Genomic DNA, 16,472 nt, shown 5'->3' on the forward strand with positions numbered 1-16,472 from the left:
CCCGGTCCGACAGGAAGCACACCGACAGGAAGCAGTACCCCATGAAACCCCTCGGCGCCGGCGGCGGGGACGGGGACGGGGCGGCGGACGCCGGCAATAGCCGCCCGGGGCCCGGCCCGTGGCCCGCGGTCGTGGCTCCCGGCAGCGAGAACGCCCGTACGCCGACGGCGCTCGGGCCGTCGGCGTACGGGCGGTTCAGCGGTTGGTCCCTCAGCCCGCGATGTGGGCCTCCTGCTTGCGGCGCTGCTGGGCCGGGACCGGGGCACCCGCCGCGGGATGCAGCTTCTCGCCCTCGACGTCCATGTTGGGCAGCACCCGGTCGAGCCAGCGCGGCAGCCACCAGGCCGACCTGCCGAGCAGGGCGAACAGGGCGGGCACCAGGGCCATGCGGACGATGAAGGCGTCGAAGAGGACGGCGATGGCGAGGCTGAAGCCCACCATCTTGACGAAGACGTTCTCCTCCATGATGAAGCCGGAGAAGACGCTGACCATGATGATCGCGGCGGCGCCGACCACCCGTCCGCCGTAGCGGAAGCCGGTGACCACCGCTTCGTCGGGCTGCGCCCCGTGGACGTGGGCCTCGCGCATGCGGGTCACGAGGAAGACCTCGTAGTCCATCGCGAGGCCGAACACCACACCGATCATGAAGATCGGCAGCGTGCTCATGATCGGACCCGGCTGGTCGATGCCGAAGACGTCGGCGAGCCAGCCCCACTGGAAGACGGCCACGACCGCGCCGAGGGCCGCGCTCACGGAGAGCAGGAAGCCGAGGGCCGCCTTCAGCGGGACGAGCAGCGACCGGAAGACCAGCACCAGCAGCAGGAACGCGAGGCCGACCACCAGGGCCAGGTACGGCAGCATCGCGTCGTCGAGGGTCTGGGAGAAGTCGATGAACAGGGCGGTCTGACCGGTCACCAGGACCTCGGCGCCGTTGCCGGCGCCGAGCCCGCCGGCCATGCCCCGGATCTCCCCGACCAGTTCCTCGGTCTCGCGCTCGGTGGGACCGGTCTTCGGGACGACGGTGAGGACCGCGGTGTCGCCCTTGTCGTTGGCCGTCGCGGGGGTCACCGCCGCGACGCCCTCGACCTTGCCGAGCTCCTTGCCCACGCCGACGGCCGCGGTCGCCGCGTCCTTCGCCTGGACGGTGACCGTCAGCGGCCCGTTGAACCCGGCCCCGAAGGACTCCGACAGCATGTCGTACGCCTTGCGCTGGGTGGTATCCGGCGCCATGGTGCCCTCGCCGGGCAGACCGAGCTGCAGGCTGGCGGCGGGCACCGCGATGGCGCCGAGGCTCACGACGCCGAAGACGAGCACGACCAGGGGACGGCGTACGACGAAGCTCGCCCAGCGGGTGCCCAGGTTCGGCTTCTGGCGCGCGGCCCGCTTGTCGGCCTTGCGCTGCTGGCGCTCGGAGAGCGGCTTGCCGTAGTACTGCTTGCGCTCCTTGCGGGGCATGACCTTGATCGGCGCGAAGCCGAGGAGGGCGGGGACGAGGGTGATCGCGATGAGGACGGCGATGGCGACGGTGCCCGCGGCGGTGAGGCCCATCTTGGTGAGCATCGGGATGTTCACCACGGTGAGCCCCGCGAGGGCGACGATCACGGTGAGGCCGGCGAAGACGACGGCGGAGCCGGCCGTGCCGACGGCGCGTCCCGCGGCCTCCTGACGCTCGCGGCCCTCGGCCATTTCCGAGCGGTAGCGGGAGACGATGAAGAGGGCGTAGTCGATGCCGACCGCCAGGCCGATCATCAGCGCGAGGGTGGACGTCGTGCTGGACAGGCCGAGGGTGCTGCCGAGCGCCGTGATGGAGGCGGCGCCGATGGCGACTCCGATGAGGGCCGTGAGCAGGGACATGCCGGCGGCGATCATCGAACCGAAGGTCAGGACCAGGACGATGGCCGAGACGAGGATGCCGATGCCTTCCGCCCCACCGCCCGCCGCGGCGTCCACCTTGACGGCGTCACCGCCGGCCTCGACGACCAGACCCGTGGCCCGGGAATCCTCGAGCACCTTGTCGAGGCCGTCGTGCGCCTCGTCGGTCACCTTGAGGGCGGAGACCTTGTACGTGGCCACGACGTACGCCGTGGTGCCGTCCTGGCTGAGGGCGTTGGTCGTGAAGGGGTCGGAGGCGGCGACGACGTCCGGCGCCTTGGCCAGCGCGCCGACGAGGGTCTCGACCTTGGCCTTCTGAGCGGGATCCGAGAGCTTCTCGCCGGCGGGTGCACGGACCACCACGCGGGCGGTGGCGCCGTCCACGCTCATGGCCGGGAACTTCTCCTTCAGCAGGTCAAAGGCCTTCTGCGACTCCGTACCCGGCATCGAGAACGTATCGGCGGGCGGAGCCGGAGCGGTGGAAGCCGCGAAACCTACCCCGACCAGGACGGCGAGCCACAGCAGTGTCACCAGGCCTCGTCGCCGGAAGGCGAATCGGCCCGCTTTGTAAAGGAAGGTAGCCATAGCGAAAAGAACTCCTGTAGGGGTCGGTACAGAACGAGCGGGTTCTGGTCGGGAAGGGGCCGTCAGTGCGGCCGACCGCCGTGGATGTCGATGGCGCCATCATGGCACACCATTGGCGCCACCGCTGCGCCAGATCTGAGCCATCGCGTCAAGCTGGCCGGAATGCGCCGCCCGCCCACCGGAGGTACGGACACTCCTACGCCGGTGGGGCGGCCGCCGGGAAAGGCCCAGAATTCGACCAACTGGGCGCCAGTTGAAGAGCGTTGAGACCCCATGGCGGTCATCGCGCGATCCCGCCATCGACCGTGACGCCAACCCGGCCAGGATGGTGCCATGATGGCGTCGCCCCGGCTCGGACGGCTGGCGGATAACCGACCGGGCCCGTTCGGCCCGCTCATGGCAGCACCTCCGCCTCGTCCAGGTCCGGCACGATCACCGTGCCGACCCCTTCGTCCGTGAACATCTCCAGCAGGATCGAGTGCGGCACCCGCCCGTCGATCACCCGCGCCATGCCGACGCCGCCCCGCACGGCGTGCAGACAGCCGGTCATCTTGGGGACCATCCCGTCGGCGAGCTCCGGCAGCAGCTTCTCCAGCTCGCGGGCGGTGAGCCTGCCGATGACCTCGTCGCCGAGCGGCCAGCCCGCGTACAGACCCTCGACGTCGGTGAGCATGATCAGCGCCTGGGCGCGCAGCGCGGTGGCCAGCGCCGCGGCCGCGGTGTCGGCGTTGACGTTGTAGACGTGGCCGTCCTCGGCACTGCGGGCGACGGAGGAGACGACCGGTATGCGACCGTCCGCCATCAGCGCCTCGATGGCGCCGGTGTCCACCCGGGTGATGTCGCCGACCCTGCCGATGTCCACCGGTTCGCCGTCGATCCACGGAACGTGCCGCACCGCGGTGAGGGTGTCCGCGTCCTCGCCGGTCATTCCGACGGCGAGCGGACCGTACGCGTTGATGAGTCCGACCAGTTCGCGCTGCACCTGTCCGGCCAGCACCATCCGGACCACGTCCATGGCGCGGGGCGAGGTGACCCTGAGCCCCGCCTTGAACTCGCTGGCGAGGCCGCGCCGTTCCAGTTCCGCGCCGATCTGCGGACCGCCGCCGTGGACGACCACGGGCTTCAGCCCGGCGTAGCGGAGGAAGACCACGTCTCGGGCGAAGGCAGCCGTCAACTGCTCGTCCACCATGGCGTGTCCGCCCAGCTTGATGACGACGGTCCGGCCCTGGTGGCGGGTCAGCCACGGCAGCGCCTCGCCGACGGACCGCGCCTTGGCCAGGGCAGGATGCTGACGGGTCGTCATGTGGAACTCGCACGCAGGGGGAAGAGAACGCCGGCCGCGCTGGTGACGCTCATCGGCACAACTCCTTCTGTGGAGGACTCCGGGCTCCCGGGGACGTGAAGGACCACGGCACGGGCCGCGGTCACCGTTCCACCATCGCGCGCGACAAGGCTCCACCGGAAGTGGAATCCCGGGAACTCAGTGCAAAACAGCGAAGATTCGCGTCAGTGTGTTACCGATGTCCTGTCAACAGGACGGCGACGGAAGAGAATCGGCGACCGGCGGAGTACCTCATCTGCGGGCCGCTCTCCACGGGGCGCCCGAAAGATGCCATGATCGGGCATGGCGGTCTCGCCAACTCCATCCCCACCAACGGATGTCGATTCGTTTCCCGGCCGGGAAGTGAATCGTGAACGGCTTGAATTGGAGTGGATTCATGAGCAGCAACCCGTTCGACGACGCTGAGGGCCGGTTCTACGTCCTGCTGAACGACGAGGGACAGCACTCGCTGTGGCCGTCGTTCGCCGAGGTTCCCGGCGGCTGGCGCATCATATTCGGCGAGGAAAGCCGCCAGAAGTGCCTGGAGCACGTCGAGGCGAACTGGACCGACCTGCGGCCGAAGAGCCTGCGCGACGCGATGGCCGCGGATTCGGTTCCGGTCAGCGCCGCGTGAGGTGACGGCGGCATTCCGCGGAATGGCCGAAGACGGACGAAGGGTGGGCCCCGGTACTGGTCGAACAGCACCGGGGCCCACCCTTCGGCGTAGCGGGCGGGGGGCGGACCGGTCAGGCTCGGACGGCGGCGCCCGCCACCTCGACGGAACGCGCCCCGGCCAGCTCCTGCTCTGCCCGCCGCAGGACGATGGAGTCGGCGATCTCGCCGCTCCGTACGGCGATGTTCGACAGCAGCGACGACGACAGGCCGTGGCTGTGCTCGGTGCCTCCCTGCAGGTAGATGCCGCTGGACAGGCCGGACGCGGTGACGAGCCGGTAGTCGCGCTCCACCCGGTGCCGGCCCATCTCGTCCCGCAGGAAGTGACGGTCGAAGTCACCGAGCAGGCGGGCCGGGTCCATGCCCTCGTAGCCGGTGGCGAAGACGAGCGCGTCGACGTCCAGCGTCTGCGGCTCGCTGTCGAGCAGCGAGTTCAGGGTGAGGCGGGTCTCGTCGCCGACGCGGGCGACCTCGGACACCCTGGTGAGGTTGAGGAAGTGCAGCCGCTTGTGGCCGCGCACCTCCTCCTCGTACGAGCGCTGGTGCAGGTCCCTGATCACCTCGTCGTCGACCACGGCGTAGTTCGTGTTCCGGTGGTAGTGCCAGAACGCCTCCCGGGCCTGGTCGCTGCCGAAGTAGTACTCGTCGACCGCGGCCGGGTCGAACACCTGGTTGGCGAAGGGGGTGTCGTCCGCGACGGAGTACCCGTAGGACGGGATCACCGCGCAGACGCGCGCGTGCGGCAGCATGTCGTGCAGGTACCTGGTGATCTCGGCCGCGCTCTGGCCGGCACCGACCACCGCCACGCTCTTGAGGACGCCGGGGTCGATGCCGCGGAACTTCTCCAGGAACTCCGAGCTGTGCCACACCCGGTCGTCGCGGGCCACTCCCGCCGGCATGCGCGGCACCAGCCCCGTGGAGATGGCCACGTTGCGCGTCTTCACCCGTCTGACGCCGCCCCCGGCGACGCGGACCTCGAGCTCGAGGTGCTCGGGCACCCAGGGTCCGGTGTCCTGCGACGGCCGGATCGCGGCGACCTCGGAGCCGTAGGAGACCCGGTCGGAGAGCTTCGACGCCGCCCATTCCAGGTACTGGTGGAATTCCTGCCGGGTCGGGAAGAAATCCTTGTTGTTGACGAACTGCACGAGTCGTCCCGCGGCGTGCAGATACGATACGAAGCTGAACTGGGACACCGGATTGCGGAAGGTGGCCAGGTCCTTCAGGAACGAAATCTGCATGGTCGTCGACGGCAGCAGCATGTTGCGGTGCCAGCCGAACGAAGCCTGCCGCTCGAAAAACGCGGCCTTGACCGGATGCTCCGGAACATTGGCCCGGTGCTCTTCCAGAGCGATCGCGAGCGACAGGTTGGACGGGCCGAAGCCGATGCCGACCACGTCGTATATCTCGTGGTTATGCGTACCCGTTGTACCCATAGACAACTCTCCCGCTAGCGTCTTGGAATCTCGACCGGTGATCCGGGAGACCTTTATTCAGTATTGCGCCGGAGAACGTCCCGGCGCCAACCTGAACACGCCAATAAGACGATCCGGGCGACCCCTGGCGCGCACCGATTACCGAAGACGACTGTTCCGCTGTCCCGCTGACAGGACAGCGGTATGGTCGGTCCGGATTTCCACGTCTTCGCGCATTGCGCTGACCGAAAGGGTGAATTCCGGATGTTCGTTCCCAGTAACTATCGTGAACCGGACAGTTCATGGATGACCGATCTGATGCGAGACAATCCCCTGGCATTGGCGGTGATCAACGGAACCGTCGAGAACGGGCCGTTCGCCACGCACCTGCCGGTCATCGCGGATCCGCAGGAGAACGACGAGTGCGCGGCCGACCTGTCGGGCCTGAAATTGCTCGGACACATGAACAGGGCCAATCCGCACTGGGCGGCGCTCGAGACGGGAAGCGTCATCCTGCTGACCTTCACGGGCCCGCATTCCTATGTGTCTCCGACGGTGTACGAGAAGTCGCCGGCCGCCCCGACGTGGAATTTCACCTCGGTGCACGTACGCGGCGTGGTGGAGAAGATCGACTCGATCGAGGAGGCGATGGGCGTCGTGCAGTCCACCGTGCGCGCCTTCGAGGAAGCGAAGTTCGGCACCGGCTGGGACATGTCCGCGTCGATCGGCTACTTCCGCAAGATCGTGCCCGCCGTGGGTGCCTTCCGGGTCACCGTGACCGGGGCCGAGGGCATGTTCAAACTCAGCCAGGAACAGCCCGTCGAGGTGCGCGACCGCGTGCTGGACTCGTTCAGCCGGAGCGGGTGCACCCGGCAGCGGGACACGGCCGACCTCATGCGTCAGCTGCCCTGAATCCGCCGGACGGCGGGTGGGGCCCCGAGGTCGTCAGGGCCCCACTCCTGGCGGAGTGGGCCCTGTGCCTCCTACGGCCGCCGCGCTCACGCGGTGATGGCGAGCCGCTGGCCGGCGCCGGCCGGCTGCGCCGGTCCCTTGAGGTCCGCCGGCCCTTCGAGGTCCGCCGCCTCTTCGAGCTCCTCCAGCTTGTCGAGCTCCTCCAGCCTTTCCAGCTCCTCCAGGGCCTGCTTGGCCGCGCTGTCCAGGGTCACCAGCACCCAGCGCTCGAAGTCGACACCCGCCTGCTCCGCCGCCCTGTGCCACCACTGGAGACGGCTGCCGGGCACCTCGAGCCGCCGCGTCGGTTCGGCGGACGGCCTGACCTGGGTCGCGTCCTCGCGCGCGGCGCGGATGGCGCTGCGCAGCTGCTTGGTGGTCCACTTCCGCTGCTCGGCTCGGTCGAGCCACGACTCCTGCTCGTCGTGCGGCAGGGAGGCCAGCTCGGCGTGGTGCTGGAAGCTGAGGGCGCCCCGCCGCCGGCTGAGGTCGAACCGCCGGGAGACCCACGCGTAGTTGCGCAGGGTCTGGTACTGCAGCCCGGCGGCACGGATTCCGCGCTGATAGCGGTCGGTGTAGTGGTCCTTGCCGTACACGAGCCAGTCGCCGAGCCACCATGAAGAGGAGTCAACGATTCCGGAAAGCTGACGGCCGGCCTTCTCCCAGTCGTCGAAGGACATCCCCGCCGGCATCTGGAGGCCCACCTTGGTGGTCAGCACCTGGCCGCGCCGCGGATCCTCACCCATGGCCCTTCGCTGCCTGGGCGCGAGGTCGGGGCTCGTACGGGTCTGCCCGATTCTCGATCCCTCGATGTCGCCGGCCTGAATCGCCATCATGCCTCCATGTGAAGGGTCCACAGAACAGGTGTGGAGGCTGGCAGCCCGTGCTAAAGGCGCGCCAAAGCGTCCCGGCGCCGCCGAGCCCCACCGGCGGCGGCCCCCGGGCCGTCCCGTCGACGGGACGGCGTCGAAGGACGCCGGCCCGTACCGCCAGGTGGGGCGCTCCGCCCGAGGACCGGGCCCCTCACGCCTCCGCGATCGCGTCCAGTGGGCTCAGGGCGGCTGCTCGGCGGGCGGGGAGGGCTGCCGCGAGTGCGCCGATCGTGAGGGACACCAGGCATACGAGGAGCAGCGTTCCCCAGGGCAGGGCCATGGCGTAGCCCTCCAACGCCCCGTTGGCCAGTGAGCCGACCGTCCAGGCTCCGAACAGGCCGCCTGCCAGGCCCAGGAGTGTGCCGAAGGCGGCTACGGTCACCGCTTCCAGGCCGATCATCCGCCGGATGCCGGCGCGGTCCATGCCGATGCATCGCAGCATGCCGATTTCGCGGGTGCGTTCCGCGACCGACATGGCCAGGGTGTTCACGATGCCGAGGGTGCCGATCACGGCGCCGATGGCGAGGAGCCCGTACATCAGGGTCAGCAGGGTACCCATGGCGCCGGCGGCCTCTTGGACGAGTTCGTCTCGGTTCTGGACTTTCAGCAGGGGGCTGTTGCCCGTGGCGGTACGCAGTCGGTCCTGGATCGTGCCGGAGATCTCGCCGTTGTCGGTGCCGACGAGGATCCGCTGGACGGAGCCGGGGTTCAGGCTGTTCTGCTGGACCTCGGTGCGGGCACCGAGGGCGTCCTTGGCGGTGGGGTTGTCCTCGTAGACGCCGACGACGGTGTAGTCCTTGAGGTCCTTTGGGTGGTGGCCGATGCGGGCGTCGATCCGATCGCCTGTGCTCACGCGCTGTTCTCGGGCGGTGCTGCGGGAAAGGGCGATTCGGCCCGGTCCGACGTCTTTCAGGGAGCCGCTGACGAAGCGGAGTTTCATGAGGGAGTTCGCCGTGTCGGGGTCGATGCCGGAGATCTCCCGGACCTCGCCGCCGGTGAACAGGGTGGAGTCGGTGACGGCGCTCGTGGTCCGTACGCCGGGGGCGCCGGCCACCTTCTGGACGGCGGCCGGGTCGATGCCGGTGAAGGCGGTGCGGGTGCTGATCACGTAGTCGGCGCTGAGGCCGGCCGCCGCCTGGCGGTCGAGGGCCTGCCCGGTGGAGTTCCCGATGACGGCGAGTCCGGCGACCAGGGCCGTGCTGACCATCAGTGCGGAGGCGGTGGCCGCGGTGCGTCGCGGGTCGCGCAGTGCGTTCTTGCGGGCGAGGCGTCCGGTGATGCCGAATCGGCTGGTCAGGCGCCCGGTGAGGCGGATCACGGGCCCGGCGAGGGTCGGCGCCAGCATCAGCAGGGCGACGACGAGAACGGCGCAGCCGAGCATGGCGTTCTGGAGGTTTTCCTCCGAGGCGTCCTCGGCCCGCATGAGCGAGAGGAGCAGCCCGGCGCCGAGGACGAGGAGGAGCAGTCCCGCCGCGGCACGGTACCGGGACCGGGCGGCGGTGGGCGGCTGCTCGGCCGAGCGCATCGCGTCGACGGGGGCGATCTTCGCCGCCTTGCGGGACGGCAGCCACGCGGCGAGCACCGTGACCCCCACGCCCACGCCGAAGGCCGCCATGACCGGGAACGGGCCGACCACCAGGGGACCGGTGGGCAGTGTCTCCTGACCGGTGCTCAGGAGTCCGGGGAGTACGGAGGCGATGCCGAGGCCGAGCAGGACACCGATCACCGACGAGACGAGGCCGAGCAGGACGGCCTCCCAGAGGATGGTGCGGACCACTTGGCGGCGCGAGGCACCGACGGCCCTCAGGAGAGCGGTCTCCCGGGTGCGCTGGGAGACGAGCATGGTGAAGGTGTTGACGATGAGGAACGAGCCGATGAACAGCGCGACGCCGGCGCAGACCATCGGCAGCTTCTGGTGGCCCCGGGTCAGCGTGTTGACGAGGATGGACTGCTGGCCGGCCTGGGCGATGCCGGTGGTGGCCTCGGCGCGGCCGGCCGGAAGCAGGGCGGTGACCCGGTCGGCGAGGTCGGACTGGCTGGTGCCGGGCTGGGCGGCCAGATCGATCGAGGTGTAGCGGCCCGGCGATGCGAACAGGTGCTGGGCGGTCGCCTTGTCGAACAGCGCGAGGGTGCCGCCGGCGGTCACCCGGGTGTCCCGGGTGCTGACGATGCCCACGAGCCGCTTGGTCATGACCGGGCCGTCGGCGGCCAGCGTGACCGTGTCGCCGATTTTGTATCCACCGGCCCTGGCGGTGACGCCGTCCAGCGCGAGTTCGCCGCCGGTGCGGGGGGCATGGCCCTTGACCAGCGGATAGCGGCTGTCCTTGCCGTCGGCGCCCGGTACGTAGGCGGCGGCGAAGTTCGCCCACGCCCTGCCGGCCCGCAGCGGGGTGCCGTCCGCGGCGTTCAGGGTTGCCGACCCGGCCGCCGACGGCCGCACGGCGGCGACACCGGGCACCTCGGCCAGCTTCCGCGCGAGCACGTCGTCGAGGACGCCGGGTTCTTCGCTCGCGGGGGCGCCGGGTGGGGGTGTCTTCGGGGTCACGGTGACGGCGACGTCCGCGAAGTCCTCGGACACGGCCGCGCGGTAGGCCGCCACGGAGGAGTCCGCGAAGACGAGGGTGCCGCAGACGAACGCGACACCGAGGCTGACCGCGAGGACGGTCATGACCAGACGGGCCTTGTGCGCGAGGACGTTGCGCAGGGCAGTTCTCAGCATGGGTGGCTTCCGGGGCTGTGGGAGTACGGGGAGTGGGAGTACGGGGAGATGCGACGCACGTGCGGGGCGCCGGGGGCGGGCTCGTCGTACGGGAGCGGGTGACGGGCCGGTCCTCGGAGGCGGCGGCCGGCTCAGCTGGTGCGGGCGCGGGCGTCGAACTCCTTCATCCGGTCCAGGACCCGGTCCGGGGTGGGTCGTGTCATCTCGGCGACGAGGCGGCCGTCGGCGAGGAAGACCACGCGGTCGGCGTAGCCGGCGGCGACGGGGTCGTGGGTGACCATGACCACGGTCCGGCCCAGCTCACGCACCGAGTCGCGCAGGAACCCGAGGACTTCGGCCCCGGCGCGGGAGTCGAGGTTGCCGGTGGGCTCGTCGGCGAAGACGAGCGCGGGGCGGGAGACCAGGGCGCGGGCCACCGCGACCCGCTGCTGCTGCCCGCCGGACAGCTGTCCGGGCCGGTGTTCCAGCCGCGCGGAGAGGCCGACCATGGACACCACGTGGTCCAGCCACTGCCGGTCGGGCTGCCGGCCGGCGAGGGACAGCGGCAGAGTGATGTTCTCCAGCGCGGTCAGCGTCGGCAGCAGGTTGAACGCCTGGAAGACGAAGCCGATCCGGTCCCGGCGCAGCGCGGTGAGCTGCCGGTCGTTCAGGCTGCTCAGTTCGGTGGTGCCGATGCGGACGGAACCGGAGTCGAAGGAGTCTAGTCCGGCGGCGCAGTGCATCAGGGTGGACTTGCCACTGCCGGACGGCCCCATGATCGCGGTGAACTCGCCCTCCCGGAAGGAGACGGTGACCCGGTCCAGGGCGACCACGCGGCAGTCGCCGCTGCCGTAGACCTTCGAGAGGTCGGCGGTGGCGGCCGCGACTCCGGGCGCCGGGTGGGGTGGGAACGCGCCGAGCGGGTCGATGGTCACGGGGAACTCCTCTTCGGGTGCGAAAGCCTGCACGTCGAAGGGTGTCCGGGGAACGTATCGGGGCCCCCGGCCGCCAGGTATCGGCCCCCGCTCCGCTGTGTATCGGTTGTGTAGCGGCGGGGGGGGAGGGGGCAGGCGGTCAGTTCGGCAGGCGCAGGGTGGCGACGGCGCCGCCGTCCGGGGCGTTGTCCAGGCGCAGCTCGGCACCGAGGAGCCGGGCCTGGCCCAGGGCGATGGTCAGGCCCAGGCCGTGGCCCGAGCCGCGCTCCGTCGCGCCCGTGTGGAAGCGGCGCGGGCCGTCGCGCAGCAGGTCGGAGGGGAAGCCGGGGCCGTGGTCGCGCACGACGACCGTATGGCCCTCGACGGTGACCTGCACCGGCGTGTCCCCGTGCCGGTGGGCGTTGACGACGAGGTTGCTGACGATCCGTTCGAGCCGGCGCGGGTCGGTTTCCACGGTCTGTGTGGTCTGTGTGGTCGGTGTGGTCGGTGTGCGCTGTGCGTCGGCGACGGTGATCTCTGCGCCCAGGCCGGTGCGCGCCACTGCCTCGGCGACGACCGCATCGAGCGGGACGTGGGCGCGGACCGGCTGTTCGGCGCCGGCGTCCAGGCGGGAGATCTCCAGCAGGTCCTCGACCAGGCCGCGCAGGTCGCGCACCCGGGCCCGGACCAGATCGCCCGTCTCATCGAGCGGCAGCAGGTCCGCGGTGGCCAGCAGACCGCCGACGGGGGTGCGCAGCTCGTGCGCCACGTCCGCGGTGAACTGGCGCTCGGTGCGCAGCCGTCGGCTGAGGCTGTCCGCCATGAGGTCGACGGTGGCGGCGATGTCGGCCACCTCGTCGCGGCCCTTGGTGGGTCCGGTCCGGGCATCGAGGTCCCCGGCGGAGATCCGGCCCGCGGTCTCGGACACCTGCCGCAGCCGGCGGGCCAGCAGCCCGGCTCCGTAGAACGCCAGGGGCGTGGCCGATCCCAGTGCGACCAGCGAGGCCACCGGCAGGATCACGTCGAGCCGGCGGAGCGTCGAGAGCCCCGGACCCATGTTGAGCTGAACGGCCAGCACCGGGCTCCCGGGGCCGTCGACCCGCTGGGCGGCCCAGACGGTCGGGCCCACGCTCTCGTCGACGTACCCGTCGTAGGCCGTGTGCCGGTTACCGTCGGCCGGGTGCCGCAGCGCCGCGGGCAGCTCGGCCGGATCGAGCTCGGCACCGCCCGAGAGGGTTCCGGTGCGCCGGTAGACGTCCATGGCCGTGTGCAGCCTGTTCCAGACCTCCATTTCGGCCCGGCCCCGGATTTCCCCCGCGGTCCACACATGCACCAGTACGCCCACCGTCACCGCGACCAGGCATGCCGTGGCCGCGGCCAGCGCGGCGATCTTCCAGCGCAGGGGCACGCGGGCGGGCCTCAGCCGGCGGAACGGGCGCACCGGGCTCACCGCCTGAGCTTGTAGCCGAAGCCGCGGACCGTCTCGATCCGGTCCCGGCCCAGCTTCCTGCGCAGCCGTTGCACGCACAGGTCCACGACCCGGCTGTCGCCGTCCCAGCCGTAGTCCCACACATTGCGCAGCAGGGCGTGCCGATCCAGCACGATGCCCGGGTGGGCGGCGAACTCCAGCAGCAGCTTCAGTTCGGTCGGGGTCAGCGCCACCGGGCTTCCGGAGACGAACACCTCCAGGCCGCCGGTGTCGATGGACAGGTCCCCGAAGTCCAGCACCTGGCCCTCGGACCGTACCGGCCCCTCGCCCGCGGCCTGCCCGGGCTCCGGGGCGGGCGCGTAGGTCGCCCGCCGCAGCAGCGAGCGGATGCGTGCCACGAGGACGTAGGTGTCCACGGGTTTGACCACGTAGTCGTCCGCCCCGGCCTCCAGACCGGCGACGACATCGAGCCCGTCACCGCGAGCGGACATCATCAGAACCGGCACCAAGCTGGTCTCCCGGACTCTGCGGCACAGGCCGATCCCGTCCAGACCGGGCAGCATCACGTCCAGGATCAGCAGGTCGAAGCTGTCTTCGCGAAAGAGTTCCAGCCCTGCCAGGCCGTCGGCCGCCGCCTTCATCCGGTAGCCGTAGCGCTCGAGGGCAACGGTGAACGACCGGCGCATCAGGTCGTCGTCCTCCACCAGCAGCACGCGAACGGGGCGCGCGGAGGCCGGAGCCGGGGCGGACGATGACACGGGCCATGCTCCTCTTCGGACGGTCATGCGACGACGGGCCCCTGGACACTCACCGCGGAGCTGGCGACCCGAAGGAACGATAAGGCAGACATCGGGCTGCGGGTCGGCCACCGCTCTCCGCGGCGCGGTCACGTCCTCGGCGGCACGCGCGGGCCGCCCCCGGGCAGGGTCCCCGCTCGCAGGGCCGCCGCCGCGTAGACGGCGGCTCCCGTGGCCAGGGCGTCCTCGTCGAAGACGACGCGGTTGGAGTGGCAGTCGGGGGCTTGCGCGGGCGGGATACCGGGCGGGCAGGCCCCGAGGAAGGCCATCGCGCCCGGCACCCGCTGCAGTACGTAGGAGAAGTCCTCGGCACCCATGAACGGTTCGGGCAGGTGGTGGACCCGGTCGGCCCCGAGGAGCATGGCCGCGGTGTCGTGGAGGGCCGCTGTGCAGGCGGTGTCGTTGACGACGGGCGGGTAGCCCTCGGTCAGGGCGACGTCGGCGTCCGCTCCGTGAGCGGCGGCGACGTGGTGGGCGATACGGGTGATGCCGTCGCGTACCAACTGCCGGGCAGCGGGGGAGAGAGTGCGGAAGGTGCCGCGGATCTCGGCGGTCTCGGGGATGACGTTGCCCGTCGTGCCGGCGTGGATCGAGGCGACGGTGACCACGGCCGGATCGAAGACGTCGACGGTCCGCGTGACCATGGACTGCAGGGCCTGGACGATCTCGCAGGCGACGGGGACCGGGTCCAGGGCCCGGTGCGGTGCCGAGGCGTGTCCGCCCCGGCCGTATACGGTCACGCGCAGCCCGTCGGAGGCGGCGAAGGTGGGCCCCGGCCGCAGGTGCAAGGTGCCGCTGTCGAACCGCGTGGTGACGTGCAGGGCGAACGCGGCCGCGACCCCGCCGCCGTCGGCGGTCTCCAGCACTCCCTCATCGATCATGTGCCGGGCGCCGCCGCCGGACTCCTCCGCCGGCTGGAACATGAAGACGACGCGGCCGGCCAGCAGTGAGCGGCGGGCCGCGAGCAGCCGGGCCGCCCCGACGAGCATGGCGGTGTGGGTGTCGTGACCGCAGGCGTGCATGGCGCCCGGCACCTCGGAGGTGAAGTCCAGGCCGGTCTCCTCATCCAGGGGCAGCGCGTCCATGTCGGCGCGCAGCAGGACCGCCGGACCGGGCCGCGCGCCTTCCAGGGTGGCGGTGACGGATGTCAGACGGGAACCGGTGGCCAGGTCCAGCCCCAGCCCGCCCAGCGCCTCCAGGACGGCCCGCTGCGTGCGGGGCAGGTGCCTGCCCGTCTCGGGGAAGCGGTGGATGCTCCGGCGCAGCGCCACGATGCCGGGCAGGCCGGCGTGCGCCTCGGCGAGCAGCCCCTCGAAGGCTCCCCCGGTCGCGGCAACACGCACGGCATCTCCTCCATGGGAACGGGACGTACGCCGACTCTCATGTCTGCCACGCGTCCCGGGCCGCCACGCCGACGACACGCATCGGACACGCAGCCGATACCCCGCCCGCCAGAACGTGCATCCGTGCTGGTTATTGGATCGGATTCAGACGTCACCTTGCGGCTTCCGATCCAAAAAACTAGGACACAACTCCACATATGGGCAAATCCAACCCCTCAAAGACCCCTACATCTCAAGCAACTTGGCGAATTCACAACCAGCATGTAGGTTTTTTTGTGTCGGCTGGGGGGAGTCGTCCGCTATCCATGCCTCTCGGTCCTCGCGTCCAGCCATCCGTTGGTCCATGCCTGATCAGCAACTGAGGGGTCTTGATGAGGGAGCGCACTACCGGCTACGCCGGATTCCTGGACATGGAGGACCTGGTTCAGCCGTCTGACGGCGACACGCTGAGGAACGGGTGCGAACCTCCGTTCCAGCACGCACTGGAGCGGTTCGTCGACTCGATCAACTCCGAAGCCCGGCTGTCCTCCTCCGGCGTGGCCGCCGTGCGCTCCCGCATCAAGTCGTCCCTGGCGATGCAGAGGCGCGTGTCCGCGCTGCGACCCCCCTCGTCGCCGGCGCTGGACGCACCGGTGTTCATCACGGGCATGCCCGGCACCGGGGCCGCCCTGCTGCACAACCTGCTCGCCGAGCATCCCGGCGTCGACGCCCCCGCCATGTGGGAACTCGCGGACCCCGCGTCGGGGGCGGACACCCCGGGCGAGCGTCGCGCCCTGATCGCCCGCGGCCGGGCCCACGCGGTCGCCGGCGGGCGCACCACCGCCGGCCGCGCCGTCGGCCTGCTGCGCCAGGCCACCCGCCCGGGCTCGTGCCAGTGGCTGCTGGCCAACACCTTCCACAGCCCCGCGCTCTCGATGGCCCACCGCGTCCCGAGCTATTCCTCGTGGATGGAGGGCCGGGACATGGTCCCCGCCTACCGCTTCCACCGGCTGCAGCTCCAGGCCGTCTGCAACCGGGTCTCCGGCGGCGCGCTCGTGCTGCGCGACCCGTTCCACGCCCCGTACCTGAGCGACCTCGTACGCGTCTACCCGCGGGCCCGCATCATCCGCATGCACCGGGACCCGGCCGACGTCCTGGCGACCACCGCCGGGATCGCCTGGTCCCAGCGGATAGCGGACGCGGCCGGGGTGGTGGACCCCACCGAGGTCGGGGCCGAGTGGGCGCACTGGCTGGAGCGGCACTTCGCGGACGCCGAGGCCTCGCGCGCGCGCATCGGGGAGGACCGGATCCTGGACATCCGCCACGCCGACCTGGTGGGCGACCCCGTGGCCACGCTGCGCAGGGCGACCGCCTTCGTGGGCGTGCCGACCACCCCGGTGGTCGAGCAGAACATGGTGGCACTGGCCCGGGAGGCCGCCATGTCGGCCCAGAGCGCCTGGCACTTCGAGCCGGAGGAGTTCGGGCTCTCGCGGCGGGAGCTCGGATGCCGGTTCGCCGAGTACCGCAGGACCTACGGGGCGTGATCGTGCCGTGTGACACAGTTGGCGCATGCTTGCGAAAGCATTAGTATTGACCGACGCGCTGGTAGCAGGCCGGCCATGCGGTG

The 16,472-nt window shown here is 70.9% G+C and carries 12 protein-coding genes; 3 read left to right on the plus strand and 9 right to left on the minus strand.

Annotated features, from left to right (window positions below; all coding sequences use genetic code 11):
• Window positions 1–210: 210 nt before the first annotated feature.
• Window positions 211–2,457, minus strand: a complete 2,247-nt coding sequence (locus tag ACZ4TV_RS00850) for an MMPL family transporter (RefSeq protein ID WP_468129269.1) — start codon at window positions 2,455–2,457, stop codon at window positions 211–213.
• A gap of 394 nt (window positions 2,458–2,851) precedes the next feature.
• Window positions 2,852–3,760 (minus strand): acetylglutamate kinase, encoded by a 909-nt coding sequence (gene argB / locus ACZ4TV_RS00855; protein WP_468129271.1) that lies wholly within the window; start codon window positions 3,758–3,760, stop codon window positions 2,852–2,854.
• A gap of 415 nt (window positions 3,761–4,175) precedes the next feature.
• Between argB and ACZ4TV_RS00860 the strand changes: the two genes are divergently transcribed.
• Window positions 4,176–4,412 (plus strand): MbtH family protein, encoded by a 237-nt coding sequence (locus tag ACZ4TV_RS00860; RefSeq protein ID WP_468129273.1) that lies wholly within the window; start codon window positions 4,176–4,178, stop codon window positions 4,410–4,412.
• Between the two features lie 112 nt (window positions 4,413–4,524).
• On the opposite strand, the gene ACZ4TV_RS00865 is transcribed toward ACZ4TV_RS00860, so the two are convergent.
• Complete coding sequence (locus ACZ4TV_RS00865; RefSeq protein ID WP_468129275.1) at window positions 4,525–5,883, minus strand: lysine N(6)-hydroxylase/L-ornithine N(5)-oxygenase family protein; 1,359 nt, start codon at window positions 5,881–5,883, stop codon at window positions 4,525–4,527.
• 183 nt (window positions 5,884–6,066) lie between these two features.
• Between ACZ4TV_RS00865 and ACZ4TV_RS00870 the strand changes: the two genes are divergently transcribed.
• Complete coding sequence (locus ACZ4TV_RS00870) at window positions 6,067–6,774, plus strand: FMN-binding negative transcriptional regulator (RefSeq protein ID WP_468129277.1); 708 nt, start codon at window positions 6,067–6,069, stop codon at window positions 6,772–6,774.
• Window positions 6,775–6,860: 86 nt separating this feature from the next.
• On the opposite strand, the gene ACZ4TV_RS00875 is transcribed toward ACZ4TV_RS00870, so the two are convergent.
• The 6 genes from ACZ4TV_RS00875 to ACZ4TV_RS00900 form a co-directional block, all read right to left on the minus strand.
• The gene (locus tag ACZ4TV_RS00875; protein WP_468129279.1) at window positions 6,861–7,649 is read right to left on the minus strand and encodes an LmbU family transcriptional regulator; all 789 of its coding nucleotides are present in this window, start codon (window positions 7,647–7,649) and stop codon (window positions 6,861–6,863) included.
• Between the two features lie 187 nt (window positions 7,650–7,836).
• Window positions 7,837–10,404, minus strand: coding sequence for an ABC transporter permease (locus ACZ4TV_RS00880; protein ID WP_468129281.1), 2,568 nt, complete (start codon window positions 10,402–10,404; stop codon window positions 7,837–7,839).
• A 131-nt stretch (window positions 10,405–10,535) separates the two neighbouring features.
• Complete coding sequence (locus ACZ4TV_RS00885) at window positions 10,536–11,312, minus strand: ABC transporter ATP-binding protein (RefSeq protein WP_468129892.1); 777 nt, start codon at window positions 11,310–11,312, stop codon at window positions 10,536–10,538.
• A 145-nt stretch (window positions 11,313–11,457) separates the two neighbouring features.
• Window positions 11,458–12,747, minus strand: a complete 1,290-nt coding sequence (locus ACZ4TV_RS00890; RefSeq protein WP_468129283.1) for a sensor histidine kinase — start codon at window positions 12,745–12,747, stop codon at window positions 11,458–11,460.
• On the minus strand, window positions 12,744–13,511 hold the full coding sequence (gene cseB / locus ACZ4TV_RS00895) for a two-component system response regulator CseB (protein WP_468129286.1): 768 nt from the start codon (window positions 13,509–13,511) through the stop codon (window positions 12,744–12,746). Before cseB ends, ACZ4TV_RS00890 begins: the two co-directional genes overlap by 4 nt.
• A 101-nt stretch (window positions 13,512–13,612) precedes the next feature.
• A complete protein-coding gene (locus tag ACZ4TV_RS00900) occupies window positions 13,613–14,866 on the minus strand; it encodes a M20 metallopeptidase family protein (RefSeq protein WP_468129288.1) in 1,254 nt (417 codons plus the stop codon).
• Between the two features lie 371 nt (window positions 14,867–15,237).
• On the opposite strand from ACZ4TV_RS00900, the gene ACZ4TV_RS00905 reads away from it, so the two are divergent.
• Window positions 15,238–16,389, plus strand: coding sequence for a sulfotransferase family protein (locus ACZ4TV_RS00905; RefSeq protein ID WP_468129290.1), 1,152 nt, complete (start codon window positions 15,238–15,240; stop codon window positions 16,387–16,389).
• Window positions 16,390–16,472: the final 83 nt, after the last annotated feature.

It is taken from the genome of Streptomyces sp. NPDC028910 (genome assembly GCF_055564955.1).